We start from the raw sequence: 18,163 nt of genomic DNA, 5'->3' as shown, positions 1-18,163 counted from the left end.
GCGCGCTTTAACTGCGGTACTGGCCCGGAGTGACACCGGTGTAGTGCTTGAAGACACGCTGAAAATGACTTTGGTCGGCAAAGCCCAGGCGATAGGCAATATCAGCCAGCTCGTCACCTTGGCGAAGGGCGTTTCGGGCAAGATTGATACGTTGATTCAATTGCCAGCGCTGTGGAGTCAGGCCGGTATGGCGACGAAAGGCGCGAATCAGCTGGTAGCGGCTAAAACCGGTTTCCTGGGCCAGTTCGTGCAGGGGGATAGTGGCTAATTGGCCTTCAACCCAGCGATCCAGGGTTTTCTGCAAGATGGGGCTAGGTGGGGGAGCGGGTGCCAAAGGCTGGGATTGGGTTGAGCCGTGATGCAGCAAAAAGTCGATCAGGGCTGCTTCTTTGCTCAGTAGAGGAGCGGCTGAAAACAAGAGCGAGTTCAAGTCACAGTAGGCTGCATAAAGCAGCGGCTCGTGACTAACGCGGATGGGCTCCTGGGCTTGAAGTCTGAACTCTGTACTTTCCTGCCAAAGCTGCTCCAGCCACCCTGCATCCAGATGCAGCATCTGATAGCTCCAGGACTGATCTGGCAAAGGATTGCAGGCATGGCTGCGGTGCGCAGGGACAAAGACCAGAGAGCCTGGTGCAAGCTGGACCGGGCCGCCGGGTGCGCCCGTAAAGACGCTGCCACCGCCATCAACGGCGCCAATCGAGTAGGTGGGGTGGCTGTGTTCCTGATAGCAGATCCGGCTGTTGCAGGCACGTCGGCTTTCTACATAGGGCAGGGCGGCATCGCGCCAGAATTCAGTCTTCATCGGAGATAGTAATCGTGGCCAGGGAGACGATAAAGGTACAGCCTTGCTCACGCGTGCTGTCCAGGACAATATCCCCGCCGTGTTTGTTGATCACGGTTTTCACAAAGGCCAAACCTAGTCCGCTACCCGAAGGTGCACCTTCGGTATTTTCGTGGGCTCGATGATAAGGCTCAAAAATCGTCGCCTGATTTTCTGCCGGAATTCCCCAGCCCTGATCTTTGACGAATACCTGAACGCTGTTGTTGCCCAGCACAAGGTCTATATCAATCTGGTTGCCATCCGGTCCGTACTTGATGGCGTTTTGAATCAGGTTGGTAAAGGCGCGGCGCAGCATGGGCGCATTGCCGTTCACCCAGACCAGCTCCGAGTCGTTCAAGTTCAGGCTGATAGAGCGCTTGCTGGCGCTGGCCCAAGCGTCATCCAGACAGTCTGCCAGCAGATCAAACAGGTTCAGCGGGCTCAGTACCATTTCCATGGCTTCGGCCCGTGCCAGACTGATGAAGTTGTCCACCAGTTCCAGCGTTTGTTCGGCATAGCCTTCCATCTTGTGCAGAAACTGATCTGGCGGCAGCTTGCTGTCATCCTGACGTTGCAAGCTCGTTAGGGCCAGGATGGAGTTCTGGGGCGCCCGCATATCATGCGAAATGAAGCGCAAAGTCTCTTCACGCTTGGTCTGAGCCTGGCGCAATAGATTGATGGATTTATGCAGCTGGGTCAGACGATGAGGCAGGTTACGTGTACTTAAGCCCGATAGGCGCTCGTTCAGAGCAGTTCTGACATCCGGGTATTCCAGCTGCAACTTGTTCAGTTCTTCGGTCACCTGATTCAGGGCAGCCTCCTGACTGCGCCAGTGCCATAGCGGGTAGGCCAACAGAACAGTAATCAGGCTGGCCAGTGGCGGAATCCACAGATTGAAGCCATGCATGGCGATCCAGTTCACCAGCAGGATTGCAAAGACCAGCCCGATCAGGCTGAGCAAGGTGGCGCGTGGCGACAGATAGATCAGAACCTGACATGCCAGCAGGACTGGCAGGCAGCTGGCCAGCGCAATGAACCAGGCCGGTGGGGTGCGCACCCAATGATTGCTGCGTACGGCTTGCAAGGTATTGGCCAGGATCTCAACGCCCGACATGCTGCTCATGCCGGCTTTGGACAAAGGGGTAGGAAAGGTATCGCCCAGTCCACTGCCCCAGGCTCCTACCAGCACATACTTGTTCTTGAAGAAAGAGGGCGGAATATCGCCGTTCAGGACATTGAAGTAAGGCAAGGTCCGAAAGTGACCGCTGCGGCCCAGAAAGGGAATGTGGGGAATGTCTTTCTGACTGGAGTCCAGGGCTTGCAGGGCCAGATCCACATCTCCGCCTGTCATCAACATGGCAATCGTGAAATGCGGCAGCACACGGCCCAAGGGGGTCGTCTGCTGCAGGGCGACACGGCGCACTACTCCATCTGAATCAGGTTCGATATTGATGTAGCCTGACGCTTTGGTTGCCTGGCTGAGCACGGGAATGGCGGTATGCACGGCCTGCCGCTGAGTGTCATAGATCATTGGCAGCACAACGCGTCCGTGATGATGTATGGCCTCGGATAGAGCCAGGTCATCATCGGGGTAAGCCGGGTTGGGCTCCTGAAAAACCAGATCGATGCCGACAGCACGAGCCTGTTCAAGACGGCCTAGCAATTGGGCATGGTTGATACGTCGCCAGGGCCAAAAGCCCAGGTTGGCAATGCTGTAGTCGTCGATCGCGACAATGACAATATCCGGGGGCGCAGCCTGTGGAAGAGCGGCCGCCATGGTGAAGTCGTAAATCAGGTTGTTCAGCTTGCCCAGCGCGAAGTCGTCACGCAGGGAGCTGAACAATAAGGTCAGCAGCATCAGCAAGCCCGAAACCAGATGCCACTCTTTCCGAATCCGGTCAGAGAGTAGCTTGTTGTTTCTGGGGGCTGGGCTGCTCATGCCGTACGCCGTTTAGCTACTCGAACTGAGAGAGCAGGATTGGATCGCCAAAATTGCTGACCACGGCTTGGCCATCCGAGCTGGTCAGGCTGGCTGCGCCTTCAAAGCTTTCGATTGTGTCCGGGCCCATCAGACCATGGCGGTCAATGGCACGAACAGTAACGTAGTACGTGCCGGGACGCGAGGCACCGAACTGAATATCCGTATCTGTCGTAATGTTACGCGACAGCAGCTTGGCACCTTGCGGGTCGGTAGAGGTCTGGACCAGATAGGCCTGGGCACCGGGCACGGCCTGAATCGTGCTGTTCCATTGGCCACCGCGACGCTCGGGCGTGGAGATCTGCGGAGCGGGCAACAAAGGCTCCAGCGCCATGATATTGCCATCTGTGCCTACAGCGGCCCCTTGATTCTGCTTCAGGGCGGTGGGGGTGCTGCGTTGCTGGGTTCCCAATTCTGCGCGGCCTTCCAGCACTTCGCTGTGAGCCATGCCTTGTTGAGTACGCACACGCAATTCGGTGCCACGTACACCGGTAATGCTGACAGGGGTGCGGACTTCAAAGCGACCTACGCCGGTTTTTTCCGGGGAAACGCGTGATTCCACGTCGCCATCGTCCAGAGCGATGATCGAGTCGGTCAGGCCGGTGCCTTCAAAGGCACGCATGCGAGCCACGCTCAAGGATGCCTGTGCGGGTACGCTCAGTTGACTGCCGTCTTGCAGCTCCAGCGTCAGGTAGCCATTGCTGCCTGTGCGGATCAGGTCGCCTTCTTGCAAATGAGTCGTTCCTGCACCCAGTGCTTGACCGTTCACAAGAATTTGGCCGGTCTGGTGAGTGATACGGGCGGGGGCGGGCACCTCCGGAATCATGCGAAATGGGATGTGCAGTTCTTTGCCGATAGGCAGACGGTAGGGATCGGCCACCGCGTTCAGTCGCTGAATTTCGGACCAGTTGCGGTCCTGGCGGGTGTAGGTCTGGGAGATGCCCAGCAAGGTGTCACCGGCCAGCACTTTATAGACAAAATTTTCGCCGCGGGCGCCAGAAGGTTGGGCTGACACGACGCCACCCCAAATCAGGCCGCAAACGAGAGGCGCGGCGATACGCAAAGTAATCATAGAAATCAGCTAGGGTCGGTCAAAAGTTCAAGGCGATAGCCCAGGGCGTAAGACGCCGTCAGGCGTACCCCGTTTTCGGGTCGCAACTGGAGTTTACGGCGTATGTTGGACAGGTGAGTGTCCAGCGTACGGGAGGTAGCCGGAATTTCCCGGTTCCAGACCGCGGAGCTTAAAACATCACGCGAGAACAGGCGGCCGGGGTTGCGAAACAGCAAAAGGGCCAATTCAAATTCTTTGGGCGCCAGAGTAACGGTTTCACCGTTCAGCACAATATGGCCTTGTTCAGGAAAGATATCGTAGCCTGCAAACGAAAAGCGGCTGTCCTGAGTGGCCGAGGTGCTCAGATCCAGACGGCGCACAGCGGCATTGACGCGCGCAACCAGCTCTCCCTTGCGTACGGGCTTATTAATATAGTCGTCGGCTCCGGCCTGTAAACCCGTGACCAGATCCTCTTCCTGGGTACGGCTGGTCAGGAATATGACGGGCAGGGCATGGCCCAGTGTGGTGCGAACCCAACGCAACACATCCAGGCCGCTGACGTCCGGCAGTTCCCAGTCCAGTAGCAATAAACCGAAATTATGTGGCTTGGCCAGAGCGGCCAGCAGGTCCTTTCCTTGATGAAAGGAGCGACATTCATAGCCAGCCTCGGTCAGGATCCGGGCAATCAGTTCAGCCTGGACGAGGTCGTCTTCCAGGGAAGCGATGATCATGGGTATTGTCCTTGTCGCAGAAGTGCAATAGCCCTGCAGTATAACGATATGTAGATAGCGAGTGACCAAGTGCTTCCATGCGTGTGCCGTGACAACGGGAAACTGCCGGATTGGTGTCCAAATCGTTGACCTATAAGGGTTTACTGTGGTAAATTTTAGAGCTTACTTTAAGGATCCTTTGCCGGTACACCTTGCAGTAATTTGATGGCAGCCCTGAATTTAGGGGCTGCGGGCACTTTTTTAGTGCTTGAAATCAAGCCCAAGCCATGTGCAAGACCGCTCTTTTTCGTGTTTTATGGGGAGTGGTATTGCGCAATGCCGCTTCCGGTCCAGGGTTTCAATACCCGCCAACTGGACGGCGTTTTTCAAAACATATACGTCAACCAGTACGTAAAGTACGTTATAGGATACGTAAAGGTCATGCCAACCATTAGCCAGCTCGTGCGTAAACCGCGCGAAGTCAGCCGCGTTAGCAGCAAGAGCCCTGCGCTCGAGAACTGCCCACAACGCCGCGGTGTTTGCACCCGTGTATACACCACGACCCCCAAGAAGCCTAACTCCGCTCTGCGTAAAGTCGCCAAAGTGCGTCTGACCAACGGCTTCGAAGTCATTTCTTACATCGGTGGTGAAGGCCACAACCTGCAAGAGCACTCGGTCGTTCTCGTCCGTGGTGGTCGTGTTAAAGACTTGCCAGGTGTGCGTTACCACATTGTTCGCGGTGCTCTTGACCTGCAAGGCGTCAAGGATCGTAAACAAGCCCGCTCCAAGTACGGCGCCAAGCGTCCCAAGTAATCCATGTATCCATCGATCAGTTCACTGATCTGGATCCGTGCAACCGTGGCCTGAGTGCCATGGTAGGTAAGTGGTCATTTGTCATGAATGACCGAGACCGCGAAAAGCGGTTCAACTGAATAGTCACAAGGAAATTAAAATGCCTCGCCGTCGCGAAGTACCCAAACGTGAAATCCTACCTGACCCAAAATTTGGCAGCGTTGAGCTGGCCAAATTCATGAACGTGGTCATGCTGTCCGGCAAGAAAGCTGTTGCCGAACGTATTGTTTATGGCGCGCTGGAACAAATTGCGCAGAAAACCGGCAAAGATCCGCTCGAAGTGTTTAATGCTGCCATCAATAATGTAAAACCTGTTGTTGAAGTCAAGAGCCGCCGTGTTGGTGGTGCTAACTACCAGGTTCCTGTCGAAGTGCGCCCTGTCCGTCGTCTGGCTCTGGCCATGCGCTGGATGCGCGAAGCCGCTAAAAAGCGCGGTGAAAAGTCGATGGACTTGCGCCTGGCCGGCGAATTGTCCGATGCGGCCGAAGGCCGTGGCGGTGCAATGAAAAAGCGTGAAGACACGCACAAGATGGCCGATGCTAACAAAGCATTCAGCCATTTCCGTTGGTAATCTGAGGACATATAACCATGGCCCGCAAAACCCCCATTCAGCGCTACCGCAATATCGGTATCTCGGCTCACATCGACGCCGGGAAAACGACCACTACCGAGCGCATCCTGTTCTACACCGGTGTGAACCACAAGCTGGGCGAAACCCACGAAGGTTCGGCCACCATGGACTGGATGGAGCAAGAGCAAGAGCGCGGGATCACCATTACCTCGGCTGCTACCACTGCTTTCTGGCGTGGTATGGCGGGCAATTACCCAGAACACCGTATCAACATCATTGATACCCCCGGTCACGTTGACTTCACTATTGAAGTTGAGCGTTCCATGCGCGTGCTGGACGGCGCTTGCATGGTTTACTGCGCGGTGGGTGGTGTTCAGCCTCAGTCGGAAACCGTATGGCGTCAAGCCAACAAGTATGGCGTGCCTCGTCTGGCCTTCATCAACAAGATGGACCGTACTGGCGCTAACTTCTTCAAGGTTTACGACCAGCTCAAGCTGCGTCTGAAAGCCCACCCCGTGCCTGTCGTTATCCCGATCGGCGCTGAAGAAGAGTTCCAAGGCGTGGTTGACCTGATCAAGATGAAAGCAATCATCTGGGATCAAGCCAGCAACGGCGTGAAGTTTGAATACACCGACATTCCTGCCGAGCTGCAAGCTTCGGCCGAAGAATGGCGCGAAAAAATGGTCGAGTCGGCTGCTGAAGCCAGCGAAGACCTGATGAACAAGTACCTGGAAAACGGTGATCTCTCCGAAGAGGACATCAACCTGGGTCTGCGTACACGTACCATTGCCTGCGAAATTCAGCCAATGCTGTGCGGTACTGCGTTCAAGAACAAGGGTGTACAGCGCATGCTGGACGCCGTGATCGACTACCTGCCATCGCCTGTGGATATTCCACCTGTCGAAGGTACGGACGATGACGGTGAAGTCATTCATCGTAAAGCCAACGACGAAGAGCCTATGTCTGCTCTGGCGTTCAAGCTGATGACTGACCCCTTTGTTGGTCAATTGACTTTCGTACGCGTTTACTCGGGCGTTCTGCGTTCGGGCGACACGGTCTACAACCCTATCAAGGGCAAGAAAGAGCGTATCGGCCGTATCTTGCAGATGCACGCAAACAACCGTGCCGAGCTGAAAGAACTGGTTGCTGGTGACATCGCTTCCGTGGTGGGTCTGAAAGACGTGACCACAGGTGAAACCCTGTGTGACGCCGGTCAGCACATCATTCTGGAACGCATGGAGTTCCCAGAGCCCGTGATTTCGCAGGCTGTGGAACCAAAAACCAAGTCCGACCAGGAAAAAATGGGCGTGGCCTTGTCCCGTCTGGCTCAGGAAGATCCTTCTTTCCGCGTCAGCAGCGACGAAGAATCCGGCCAGACCATTATTTCCGGTATGGGCGAGCTGCACCTGGAAGTTCTGGTAGACCGCATGCGCCGTGAATTCGGCGTGGAAGCCAACGTGGGTAAACCACAAGTGGCTTACCGCGAAACCATCCGCAAGACTTGCGACGAAATCGAAGGTAAATTCGTCAAACAGTCCGGTGGTCGTGGTCAGTACGGTCACGTTGTCCTCAAGCTGGAGCCCCTGGAAGCAGGCGGTGGCTTTGAGTTCGTTGACGCCATCAAGGGCGGTGTGGTTCCTCGCGAATTCATTCCTGCCGTTGAAAAAGGTATCCGCGAAACCCTGTCCGCAGGTGTGGTCGCTGGCTACCCAGTGGTTGACGTCAAGGCTACGCTGTTCTTCGGTTCGTACCACGATGTGGACTCGAACGAAAACGCCTTCCGTATGGCCGCTTCGATGGCCTTCAAGGATGGTATGCGCAAGGCTGCCCCAGTTCTGCTGGAGCCGACCATGGCTGTAGAAGTTGAAACCCCTGAGGAATACGCCGGTACAGTGATGGGTGACTTGTCCTCCCGTCGCGGTATGGTTCAGGGTATGGACGATATGGTTGGTGGTGGTAAGGTCATCAAGGCCGAGGTTCCTCTGGCCGAGATGTTCGGTTACTCGACCAGCCTGCGTTCGCAAACACAAGGTCGCGCTACGTACACGATGGAATTCAAGCAATATGCTGAAGCTCCAAAGAACGTGGCTGACGAAGTGATCAGCGCTCGCGGTAAGTAATAGCAATATCAGCCCGCCCTATGGCGGGCTGCTCAACAATTTTTTTGTTTTCCTGTAAAACATAATTGGGATAAATCATGGCAAAAGGTAAGTTTGAACGGACTAAACCGCACGTCAACGTCGGTACTATCGGTCACGTTGACCACGGTAAAACCACTCTGACCGCTGCAATCTGCACGGTTCTGTCCAAGGCATACGGCGGCGAAGCACGCGATTACTCGCAGATCGACAACGCCCCTGAAGAAAAAGCACGTGGTATCACCATCAGCACCTCGCACGTTGAGTACGAGACGCCTAACCGTCACTACGCACACGTTGACTGCCCCGGCCACGCTGACTACGTCAAGAACATGATTACCGGTGCTGCCCAGATGGACGGCGCTATTTTGGTTTGCTCGGCCGCTGACGGCCCAATGCCCCAGACTCGCGAGCACATCCTGCTGAGCCGTCAGGTTGGCGTTCCTTACATCATCGTGTTCCTGAACAAGGCCGACATGGTTGATGACGAAGAGCTGATCGAACTGGTTGAAATGGAAGTTCGCGAACTGTTGTCCAAGTACGACTTCCCTGGCGACGACACCCCGATCATCAAGGGTTCGGCCAAACTGGCTCTGGAAGGCGACGAAGGCCCACTGGGCAGCCAAGCCGTTCTGGCTCTGGCCGAAGCGCTGGACAGCTACATTCCTACGCCTGAGCGTGCCGTTGACGGTACCTTCCTGATGCCTGTTGAAGACGTGTTCTCGATCTCCGGCCGTGGTACGGTTGTGACCGGTCGTATTGAGCGCGGCATCATCAAAGTCGGCGAAGAAATCGAAATCGTGGGTATCAAAGACACGGTCAAGACCATTTGTACCGGCGTTGAAATGTTCCGCAAACTGCTGGACCAGGGCGAAGCTGGCGATAACGTCGGTCTGCTGCTGCGTGGTACCAAGCGTGAAGACGTGGAACGTGGTCAGGTTCTGGCCAAACCCGGTTCGATCAAGCCACACACGGACTTCGACGCCGAGGTGTACATTCTGTCCAAAGAAGAAGGTGGTCGTCACACTCCTTTCTTCAAGGGCTACCGTCCTCAGTTCTACTTCCGTACGACTGACGTGACCGGCACCATCGAGCTGCCAGAAGACAAGGAAATGGTTCTGCCAGGCGACAACATTTCGATGAAAGTGTCCCTGATCGCTCCTATCGCCATGGAAGAAGGTCTGCGCTTCGCTATTCGCGAAGGCGGCCGTACCGTTGGCGCTGGCGTGGTTGCAAAAATCATCAAGTAATAAGCCTTGATCGCGGTGTGAAGGTGCAGACCTTCCCGCCGCGTCTTTGCTACCCCCAAAAGGGGTGCTTTTTAGTCAGCGTTTCTTCGAGTCATCGATAAACCTGGTCACAAAGCCCCCACTTATATCGTTCTTTAGGATTACCCATGAAAAACCAGAAAATCCGCATCCGTCTGAAGGCTTACGATTACAAGTTGATCGATCAGTCTGCTGCTGAGATCGTAGAAACCGCCAAGCGCACTGGCGCTGTTGTTCGTGGTCCAGTACCACTGCCAACACGTATCCGTCGCTACGACATTCTGCGTTCGCCGCACGTCAACAAGACATCGCGCGATCAGTTTGAAATGCGTACCCACCAGCGCTTGATGGACATTGTCGATCCTACCGACAAGACCGTCGACGCTCTGATGCGTCTGGATTTGCCAGCCGGTGTTGACGTCGAAATCGCTCTGCAGTAATTCTGCCTAGCTGTTCGAGTTACATCGAAAGAAACGCCATGCAACTGCATGGCGTTTTTTTTCGTCTGCACGTTTCCTTCGGACGCTGCAGGAGCAATGGCGACTGCCCGTTTATCCTGAACAGAACAAGAGCTTTGCTCTCAGGTGCTTCATGGCTAGTTCATCATGGTGTTGTGATTGGGAAAAAGCGGGTTTTGGTCTATTTTTTACGACCGGACACACTTTGCCAGGGCTACAAATGCGACGATGGGCAGGGTTGAAGGAGGACAAGAATGATAAATCGGAGACGACAGCCGTTCCTGGCCCTGTGGTATTTCCTGGCGCTCTGGCTATGTCTGTGGGGAAGCAGTGCATCAGCGCAAGCGTGTGGGGACGACAAACCCATACGGCTGGCGGACCTGAGCTGGGAGAGCGCAGCATTTAGCACCGAGCTGTATCAGCAGATTCTGGAGAAGGCCTACGGTTGCAAGACCGAACGGGTTCCAGGCTCCTCGGCGGCTTTGGAAAGTGCGCTGGCGCAAAATGATATTCAAGTAATTGGCGAGATCTGGTCGGGACGTACCGAGATCATTGAAAAAGCCATTGAAGCCGGCCAGGTGCAGGTACTTGGTAATACCCTGAAGGGTGGGGCAGAACAGGGCTGGTATGTGCCGGACTATGTCGTCGACGGCGACCCGGACAAGGGAATCAAGCCCACTGCACCCGATCTACAGAAAGTTGAGGATTTAGGGCGCTGCGCCACTGTTTTTAGTGACCCGGAACAGCCCAATAAAGGCCGCTTCTATAACTGCCCCTCTGGCTGGGTATGTGAAACCTTCAATAGTCGCCTGTTCGATCTCTATGGTCTGGGCGAACACTATCAAAACTTTCGACCCGGTACGGGTGCGGCTCTGGATGCGGCAATCAGCGCCGCCTATGACAGGCGTGAACCCATCCTGTTCTATTACTGGCAGCCTGCGGGTCTGATGGCCAAGTATTCCTTCAAGAAGTTAGCTAGCGCGCCTTTCAATGAAAGCTGTTGGGAAGCCGCTGTGTCGGGTAAGGGCAAGATCTGTCCAACGGACTTTATCCTGGCGCATATAGGCGTGGCGGCTTCTACTCCTTTCGTAGAGTCCCACCCCGAGCTGGTGACCTTGTTTGAAAAGATCCAGCTAGAGCCCGAACAGATGAACAAGATCATTTTGGGCATGACAGAGGGTGGGCAGAACGCCAGCACGCAGGTACAGAAGTTCCTGAAAGAGAATGCAGAGCAATGGCGTCAGTGGATGCCAATGGCCCAGGCAGATCGCTTGCAGGCAGCTTTGGAACCTCAGGCAATACAGCCGGTCGCCGCAGCGCAGTCCCGCTTCTTCCCGGAGTGGTCAGCTGCAGACTGGGTTAACCGTCAGTTGTTGGTGGCCGTGCAGGATTGGGGCACAGGTTTTCGCCAGATCAGCGCCTGGATTCTGACGCATGCCATTTTGCCGGTGGAGCGTGTCTTGCAGCAGGTGCCTGCCTGGGCGATTCTGGCTTTAACCGGTTTGCTGGCGTGGTGGGGACAACGGCGCTTTTTGCCTGTTCTGCTCTATGTAGCTGGCCTGTACTTGATAGGCGCTATGGGCCTGTGGGACAAGCTGATGCAAACCTTCACCTTGGTACTGGTGGCCACGGTCTTTTCTGTGCTGATCGGCGTCCCGGTTGGCATTCTTAGTGCTCGTAGCCGCCTGCTTAGAAAAGTGCTGACGCCCGTACTGGATGTGATGCAAACCATGCCCAGTTTTGTGTATCTGATCCCGGTACTGATGCTGTTCGGTCTGGGTAAGGTTCCCGCCGTTTTGGCCACTGTTGTCTATGCCGTCCCTCCCTTGATTCGCCTGACCAGCCTGGGCTTGCGAAAGGTGGACAAACATGTGATGGAAGCAGCCCAGGCGTACGGGGTTACACGCTGGCAAATGCTGACCAAGGTCACCTTGCCCCTGGCGCGGCCCAGCATCATGGCCGGTATTAATCAAACCACCATGATGGCCTTGTCCATGGTGGTGGTCGCTTCCATGATTGGAGCCCAGGGTTTGGGTGAAGACGTGCTGGCTGGTATTCAGACACTGGATATAGGGCGTGGTTTGCAGGCAGGGGGGGCGATTGTGATCCTGGCCATTGTTATTGACCGAATCTCTCAATCCTTTGGTCGTTCTCAGCGTCACCGTCGTAAGGTCAGGAGGCAAGCATGAATACCATTCCTACCCCCTCGGGTGAGCAGGCCTGCAAAATAGAACTGCGAGACGTTTATAAGGTCTTTGGGAGCCGGGCGACCGAAGCCGTAGAGCTGTTAAAGCAGGGGGCCGACAAGCAGGCCGTGCAAAAGCAGACGGATTGCATCGTAGGCCTGGCGGGGGTCGATGCCTGCTTTCCCGCGCAGCAGATATCCTGCGTCATGGGTTTATCCGGTTCGGGCAAATCCACGCTGGTGCGTCACATCAACCGTTTGATTGACCCCAGTGCCGGGCAGGTGTTGGTGGATGGGCAGGACATATTGCAGCTGGACATGGCCAGCTTGCGACAATTTCGTCGCTATGGAATCAGCATGGTCTTTCAGGCCTTTGGCTTGCTGCCCCATTTGACGGTGGTGGAGAACGTCGCCTTCGGTCTGGAGGTCCGAGGAGACAAGCGTTCACAGGCCAGAGAGCAGGCTCGGCAATGGCTGGAGCGCGTGGGTCTGCATGATTATGCCGATAACTATCCGGACGAATTGTCAGGCGGGATGCAGCAACGAGTAGGACTTGCCCGAGCCTTGGCCGTTGATGCAGACATTCTTTTGATGGACGAAGCCTTCTCGGCCCTGGATCCCTTGATTCGCTACGAGATGCAGGATGAGCTTTTACACCTGCAAAGCAGCCTGAACAAAACCATCATCTTTATTACTCACGATATTGATGAGGCATTACGGTTGGGCCAGCATATTGTGGTGCTACGTGAGGGCAGGGTGGAACAAAGCGGTACTCCGGCTCAAATTCGTGATGAACCGGTGAACGAATACGTGGCTCGTTTTGTCAATAAGGCACACCAATAGAAAATGCGCGGCAGATCAATTTTTCTGATTCAGACTGTGTAGCCAAGCACCCCGAATTCAAAAAAACTGTTGTCAATCAAGCAGTTTAGGGCGGATTTTTGCAGTAAATCTTGCTTGGCTTTACAGCTGCGTGCTATATTTACTAGCTTAGCCAAAAAGTTTTGGCTATGGTCGTCGCGCAAATTATTGCGTGTACTCTCAGTTAGCCCTGACCAATCGTAGTCAGGAATGGAGAAAACGATGTCGAACTCGACACCTACGCCTGCCGCGTGGCGGCTGGGCCTTGTTGGGCGTAAAGTTGGCATGACCCGTGTGTTTACAGAGGAAGGCGAGTCCATCCCTGTGACCGTGCTGGACGTGTCCAACAACCGCATCACCCAGGTCAAGACGCCCGCAGTTGACGGTTACGCTGCTGTACAGGTTGCCTTTGGCACCCGTCGTGCAACACGCGTTACCAAGCCCCAGGCAGGGCACTATGCAAAAGCTGGCGTTGAAGCTGGCAGCATCCTGAAAGAATTCCGCCTCGACCCCGCTGCTATCGCCGAGCTTTCCGCCGGTTCCGTAGTTGCTGTGGAAAGCATTTTCGAAGCGGGTCAGAAGGTTGACGTTACGGGCACCACGATTGGTAAAGGCTTTGCCGGTACCATCAAACGCCACAATTTTGGCGGCCAGCGTAACAGCCACGGTAACTCGCGCTCGCACCGCGTACCCGGTTCCATTGGTCAAGCCCAGGATCCAGGCCGTGTGTTCAAAGGTAAAAAAATGTCGGGCCATATGGGTGACGTTACCCGTACGGTTCAGAATCTTGACGTGATCCGCGTCGACGCCGAGCGTGGCTTGTTGCTGGTCCGGGGCGCTGTCCCAGGTCACAAGAATGCCAATATCGTTGTGCGCCCTGCTGTGAAAGGAGCCTAATCCATGGAACTGAAGCTCCTGAACGAACAAGGCCAAGCTGCATCCACATTGCAGGCCAACGAAACCGTTTTCGGTCGTGAATTCAACGAAGCACTGGTTCACCAGATCGTTGTTGCATACCAAGCCAATGCTCGCAGCGGTAACAGCAAGCAATTGACTCGTGCCGAAGTCAACCACAGCACCAAGAAGCCATGGCGCCAGAAAGGCACCGGCCGCGCTCGTGCTGGTATGACATCCTCGCCCGTGTGGCGTGGAGGCGGTCGTGCATTCCCCAACACCGGTGAAGAAAACTACGCACACAAGGTCAACAAGAAGATGTACCGCGCCGGTATCAGCGCGATTCTGTCTCAGTTGGTCCGTGACGAGCGTCTGTTGGTTGTTGATTCCTTCACTCTGGAAGCACCCAAGACCCGTCTGGCAGCCAACAAGCTGAAAGACCTGGGCCTGGAATCCGTGCTGATCATCACCGACGCGCTGGACGAGAACGTGTACCTGGCTACGCGTAACCTGCCTCACGTTGCTGTGGTTGAACCACGCTACGCCGACCCGCTGTCCCTGATCCACTACAAAAAAGTGTTGGTCACCAAAGCGGCTGTCGCTCAGTTTGAGGAGATGTTGGGATGAACGCCGAACGTCTATTGCAAGTAATTCTGGCTCCTGTCGTGACTGAAAAAGCCACGTACGTTGCCGAAAAAAATCAGCAAATCGCTTTCCGCGTCGCTCCTGATGCTACCAAGCCTGAAATCAAAGCTGCTATTGAACTGCTGTTCAAAGTAGAAGTTGAGTCGGTGCAGGTGCTCAATCAGAAGGGCAAGGAAAAGCGCTTTGGCCGTTTCATGGGTCGCCGCCGCAGTGTGCGCAAGGCATATGTCTCGCTCAAGCCCGGTCAGGAACTCGACTTTTCTGAGGTGAACTAATATGGCATTGGTAAAAGTAAAACCAACGTCGCCAGGTCGCCGTGGCATGATCAAAGTGGTTCACCCTGAACTGCACAAAGGCGCTCCTTACGCGGCTTTGCTGGAAAAGAAATCCAGCAGTGCTGGCCGTAACAACAACGGCCACATCACGGTTCGTCACCGTGGCGGCGGTCACAAGCAGCATTACCGTATTGTCGACTTCCGTCGCAACAAGGACGGTATTCCTGCGAAAGTAGAACGTCTGGAATACGACCCTAACCGCAGCGCTCACATCGCATTGGTGTGCTACGCAGACGGCGAGCGTCGTTACATCATCGCCCCTCGTGGTCTGGAAGTGGGTGCAACGGTTGTGTCTGGCGCGGAAGCTCCTATCCGTTCCGGCAACACTTTGCCTATCCGCAACATTCCTGTGGGTCAAACCATTCACTGCATCGAGATGCTGCCTGGTAAGGGTGCTCAAATCGCTCGTTCCGCTGGTGGTTCCGCTGTGTTGCTGGCTCGTGAAGGCACGTACGCTCAAGTGCGTCTGCGTTCCGGTGAAGTTCGCCGCATTCACATCGACTGCCGCGCCACGATTGGCGAAGTCAGCAACCACGATCACAGCCTGCGTCAAATCGGTAAAGCCGGTGCTGTTCGCTGGCGTGGTATTCGTCCTACCGTTCGCGGTGTGGCGATGAACCCAGTCGATCACCCGCACGGTGGTGGTGAAGGTCGTACGGGTGAAGGCCGTGAGCCAGTCAGCCCATGGGGTACTCCTGCCAAGGGCTACCGCACCCGTCGTAACAAGCGCACAGACAACATGATTGTTTCGCGCCGTAAGCGCAAGTAAGGGGCGAACACTATGTCACGTTCGATCAAAAAAGGCCCATTCGTTGATGCTCACCTGATCAAAAAGGTTGACGCAGCCGTTGTGGGTAACGACAAGCGACCAATCAAAACCTGGTCGCGCCGCTCTACCATCCTGCCCGAGTTCATTGGGCTGACGATTGCCGTTCACAATGGCCGTCAACACATTCCCGTTTACATCAACGAGAACATGGTTGGCCACAAGCTCGGCGAGTTCGCTTTGACCCGTACTTTCAAGGGTCACGCTGCGGACAAAAAGGCCCGGAGATAAGTGATGGAAACTACAGCAATTATTCGTGGAGTCCATATTTCGGCGCAAAAAGCACGTCTGGTTGCGGACATGGTCCGCGGCAAGTCCGTCGCTCACGCTCTGAATACGCTGACTTTCACTCCCAAGAAAGCCGCTGGCATCATCAAGAAAGCTCTGGAATCGGCTATTGCCAACGCTGAGCACAATGACGGCGCCGACATCGACGAACTGAAAGTCACCTCCATTTACGTGGACAAGGCTCAGTCGTTGAAGCGTTTTTCTGCACGAGCCAAAGGCCGCGGTAACCGTATTGAGAAGCAGACTTGCCACATTGTGGTCAAAGTCGGCGCTTAAGGAGTCACAATGGGACAGAAAATCCACCCAATTGGGTTCCGCCTGGCTGTTAACCGTAACTGGAGCTCGCGTTGGTACGCTGACGGTGCTGAGTTCGGTACGATGTTGGCTGACGACATCCGTGTGCGCGAATACCTGAAACGCAAGCTGAAAAGTGCGTCCGTTGGCCGTGTGGTCATCGAGCGTCCTGCCAAGAATGCTCGCATCACTATTTACTCGGCTCGTCCTGGTGTAGTGATCGGCAAGCGCGGCGAGGATATCGAAAGCCTGAAGGCTGACCTGCAGCGCCTGTTGGGCGTGCCAGTGCACGTTAACATCGAAGAAATTCGCAAACCTGAAACCGACGCTCAACTGATCGCCGACTCCATTGCTCAGCAATTGGAAAAGCGCATCATGTTCCGTCGTGCGATGAAGCGTTCCATGCAAAACGCCATGCGTCTGGGTGCCCAAGGCATCAAGATCATGAGCTCGGGTCGCTTGAACGGCATCGAAATCGCTCGTACCGAATGGTACCGCGAAGGCCGTGTGCCTCTGCACACCCTGCGCGCTAACATCGATTACGGTACTTCCGAAGCGCACACGACGTACGGGATCATCGGTATCAAGGTCTGGGTCTACAAGGGCGACATGCTGCCTAACGGCGAAATGCCTGTTGACACCGTAGCCCCTGAAGAGCGCCGCCCACGTCGTCCACGTGGTGACCGCCCTGAAAACCGCCGTCCAGGTGGTCGTGGCCGCGGTCCTCGTAAAGACGCTGCTCCTGCTGCGTCCGAAGGAGAATAAAACATGCTGCAACCTTCTCGCAGAAAGTATCGCAAAGAGCACAAAGGCCGTAACACCGGTCTGGCTACTCGCGGTGCGCAAGTTTCGTTTGGCGAATTTGGTCTGAAAGCCACTGACCGTGGCCGTCTGACTGCTCGCCAGATCGAAGCAGCACGTCGTGCAATTAACCGTCACATCAAACGTGGTGGCCGCATCTGGATCCGCATCTTCCCCGATAAGCCAATTTCGCAGAAACCTGCCGAAGTTCGTATGGGTAACGGTAAGGGTAATCCAGAGTTCTGGGTCGCTGAGATTCAACCAGGCAAGGTCCTGTACGAAATGGAAGGTGTTAGCGAAGAGCTGGCACGCGAAGCATTCCGTCTGGCCGCTGCCAAGCTGCCTATCTCGACGACGTTCGTAACGCGTCAGATCGGTGCTTAAGGAGACGTCATGAAAGCCAGCGAACTCCGTACTAAAGATGCCGCCGAGCTCCAAAAAGAGCTCGAGAGCCTGTTGAAAGCACAATTTAACCTGCGCATGCAGCGTGCTACTCAACAGCTTTCCAACACCAGCCAATTGGGCAAAGTACGTCGCGACATCGCTCGCGTCCGTACCGTCATGGCTGAGACCGCAGGAAAGTAAGATGAGCGAAACTCAAACTACCGCAAAACGTCAACGTACCCTGATCGGTCAAGTTGTCAGCAACAAGATGGACAAAACTGTCGTCGTTCTGGTTGAACGCCGCGTTAAACATCCCTTGTATGGCAAGATCATCGTCCGCTCCAATAAATACAAAGCGCACGACGAGACCAACCAGTACAACGAAGGCGATACCGTTGAGATTACCGAAGGCCGTCCTATCAGTCGCAGCAAGTCCTGGACTGTTGTGCGTCTGATCGAAGCAGCCCGCGTGATCTAAACGCTTGCTCAGATGTCCAGGCTTCGGCCTGGCTCTGGTAGGTCAAAAACCCCGATCTGTTTACAGATTGGGGTTTTTTTATGCTTGTCCACTTTGCTGTTGCTCATAGACAGGAGCAATGTTCGTATTTCGTCTTGTTGCCCGTCATGCCGCTTGAACCGGCAACTGAACTGAATGATCAAGCTTGGGGCTTAGCGGCTTGTATGCGTAAGCCGGAAGCCTTCACAAAAAAGCGGGAACAGCTTGTTCTATTCTGTGCGGTGGCAACTATGGGGCGAGGGCTATATCGTGCCAGCTACCCTGCATACGTACTCGGGGTAGGACGA

The 18,163-nt window shown here is 55.1% G+C and carries 21 protein-coding genes; 17 read left to right on the top strand and 4 right to left on the bottom strand.

The genetic code is table 11. The features are described from left to right. Positions 1-7 precede the first annotated feature (7 nt). From ACLPGZ_RS09215 to ACLPGZ_RS09200, 4 genes are read right to left on the bottom strand one after another with little or no spacing between them, the layout of a single operon-like run. Positions 8-802, bottom strand: a complete 795-nt coding sequence (locus ACLPGZ_RS09215) for an AraC family transcriptional regulator (RefSeq protein ID WP_404832507.1) — start codon at positions 800-802, stop codon at positions 8-10. Next, on the bottom strand, positions 792-2,759 hold the full coding sequence (locus ACLPGZ_RS09210; RefSeq protein WP_429641145.1) for a CHASE2 domain-containing protein: 1,968 nt from the start codon (positions 2,757-2,759) through the stop codon (positions 792-794). The genes ACLPGZ_RS09215 and ACLPGZ_RS09210 overlap by 11 nt, the downstream gene beginning before the upstream one ends. Before the next feature lie 16 nt (positions 2,760-2,775). Then, on the bottom strand, positions 2,776-3,870 hold the full coding sequence (locus tag ACLPGZ_RS09205) for a FecR family protein (protein ID WP_035269560.1): 1,095 nt from the start codon (positions 3,868-3,870) through the stop codon (positions 2,776-2,778). Between the two features lie 5 nt (positions 3,871-3,875). Continuing rightward, the gene (locus ACLPGZ_RS09200; protein WP_009464199.1) at positions 3,876-4,580 is read right to left on the bottom strand and encodes a response regulator transcription factor; all 705 of its coding nucleotides are present in this window, start codon (positions 4,578-4,580) and stop codon (positions 3,876-3,878) included. A gap of 420 nt (positions 4,581-5,000) precedes the next feature. Here ACLPGZ_RS09200 and rpsL point away from each other — a divergent pair, with 420 nt between their 5' ends. From rpsL to rpsQ, 17 genes are all read left to right on the top strand, one after another. Next, positions 5,001-5,372 carry a 30S ribosomal protein S12 gene (rpsL, locus tag ACLPGZ_RS09195; RefSeq protein ID WP_003800872.1) on the top strand — a complete coding sequence of 124 codons (372 nt, stop codon included), beginning with the start codon at positions 5,001-5,003 and terminating at the stop codon, positions 5,370-5,372. A gap of 139 nt (positions 5,373-5,511) precedes the next feature. Then, positions 5,512-5,982, top strand: coding sequence for a 30S ribosomal protein S7 (rpsG, locus tag ACLPGZ_RS09190; protein WP_035269562.1), 471 nt, complete (start codon positions 5,512-5,514; stop codon positions 5,980-5,982). 17 nt (positions 5,983-5,999) lie between these two features. Next, positions 6,000-8,102, top strand: coding sequence for an elongation factor G (gene fusA, locus ACLPGZ_RS09185; protein ID WP_035269563.1), 2,103 nt, complete (start codon positions 6,000-6,002; stop codon positions 8,100-8,102). 77 nt (positions 8,103-8,179) lie between these two features. Continuing rightward, positions 8,180-9,370 (top strand): elongation factor Tu, encoded by a 1,191-nt coding sequence (gene tuf / locus ACLPGZ_RS09180; RefSeq protein ID WP_009462422.1) that lies wholly within the window; start codon positions 8,180-8,182, stop codon positions 9,368-9,370. 146 nt (positions 9,371-9,516) lie between these two features. Further along, positions 9,517-9,828 carry a 30S ribosomal protein S10 gene (rpsJ, locus tag ACLPGZ_RS09175; protein ID WP_003803053.1) on the top strand — a complete coding sequence of 104 codons (312 nt, stop codon included), beginning with the start codon at positions 9,517-9,519 and terminating at the stop codon, positions 9,826-9,828. Positions 9,829-10,100: 272 nt separating this feature from the next. Beyond that, positions 10,101-12,035: a glycine betaine ABC transporter substrate-binding protein gene (locus ACLPGZ_RS09170; protein WP_429641144.1), complete on the top strand. Its 1,935-nt coding sequence runs from the start codon at positions 10,101-10,103 to the stop codon at positions 12,033-12,035. After that, positions 12,032-12,874, top strand: coding sequence for an ATP-binding cassette domain-containing protein (locus ACLPGZ_RS09165; protein WP_429641143.1), 843 nt, complete (start codon positions 12,032-12,034; stop codon positions 12,872-12,874). Before ACLPGZ_RS09170 ends, ACLPGZ_RS09165 begins: the two co-directional genes overlap by 4 nt. Positions 12,875-13,114: 240 nt before the next feature. Next, the gene (gene rplC, locus ACLPGZ_RS09160) at positions 13,115-13,789 is read left to right on the top strand and encodes a 50S ribosomal protein L3 (protein WP_003803046.1); all 675 of its coding nucleotides are present in this window, start codon (positions 13,115-13,117) and stop codon (positions 13,787-13,789) included. A 3-nt stretch (positions 13,790-13,792) separates the two neighbouring features. Continuing rightward, a complete protein-coding gene (gene rplD / locus ACLPGZ_RS09155; RefSeq protein WP_009462425.1) occupies positions 13,793-14,413 on the top strand; it encodes a 50S ribosomal protein L4 in 621 nt (206 codons plus the stop codon). Beyond that, complete coding sequence (rplW, locus tag ACLPGZ_RS09150) at positions 14,410-14,706, top strand: 50S ribosomal protein L23 (protein ID WP_003803043.1); 297 nt, start codon at positions 14,410-14,412, stop codon at positions 14,704-14,706. The genes rplD and rplW overlap by 4 nt, the downstream gene beginning before the upstream one ends. A 1-nt stretch (position 14,707) precedes the next feature. Continuing rightward, on the top strand, positions 14,708-15,535 hold the full coding sequence (gene rplB, locus ACLPGZ_RS09145) for a 50S ribosomal protein L2 (protein WP_003803041.1): 828 nt from the start codon (positions 14,708-14,710) through the stop codon (positions 15,533-15,535). Between the two features lie 12 nt (positions 15,536-15,547). After that, positions 15,548-15,823, top strand: a complete 276-nt coding sequence (rpsS, locus tag ACLPGZ_RS09140) for a 30S ribosomal protein S19 (RefSeq protein ID WP_003803039.1) — start codon at positions 15,548-15,550, stop codon at positions 15,821-15,823. A gap of 3 nt (positions 15,824-15,826) precedes the next feature. Further along, entirely contained in the window at positions 15,827-16,156 is a 330-nt protein-coding gene (gene rplV, locus ACLPGZ_RS09135; RefSeq protein WP_009462426.1) for a 50S ribosomal protein L22, read from the top strand. Between the two features lie 9 nt (positions 16,157-16,165). Further along, a complete protein-coding gene (gene rpsC, locus ACLPGZ_RS09130) occupies positions 16,166-16,939 on the top strand; it encodes a 30S ribosomal protein S3 (protein WP_003803035.1) in 774 nt (257 codons plus the stop codon). Positions 16,940-16,942: 3 nt separating this feature from the next. After that, positions 16,943-17,359: a 50S ribosomal protein L16 gene (gene rplP / locus ACLPGZ_RS09125; RefSeq protein ID WP_003803033.1), complete on the top strand. Its 417-nt coding sequence runs from the start codon at positions 16,943-16,945 to the stop codon at positions 17,357-17,359. 9 nt (positions 17,360-17,368) lie between these two features. Then, positions 17,369-17,560 (top strand): 50S ribosomal protein L29, encoded by a 192-nt coding sequence (gene rpmC, locus ACLPGZ_RS09120; protein WP_003803032.1) that lies wholly within the window; start codon positions 17,369-17,371, stop codon positions 17,558-17,560. 1 nt (position 17,561) lies between these two features. Beyond that, complete coding sequence (rpsQ, locus tag ACLPGZ_RS09115; protein ID WP_009462428.1) at positions 17,562-17,837, top strand: 30S ribosomal protein S17; 276 nt, start codon at positions 17,562-17,564, stop codon at positions 17,835-17,837. Positions 17,838-18,163 lie beyond the last annotated feature (326 nt).

The organism is Alcaligenes sp. Me129 (assembly GCF_050487245.1).
Taxonomy (GTDB): domain Bacteria; phylum Pseudomonadota; class Gammaproteobacteria; order Burkholderiales; family Burkholderiaceae_B; genus Alcaligenes; species Alcaligenes phenolicus.
The sequence above is the reverse complement of the archived record's forward strand: the minus strand, read 5'-3'. Positions and strand labels throughout refer to the sequence as shown.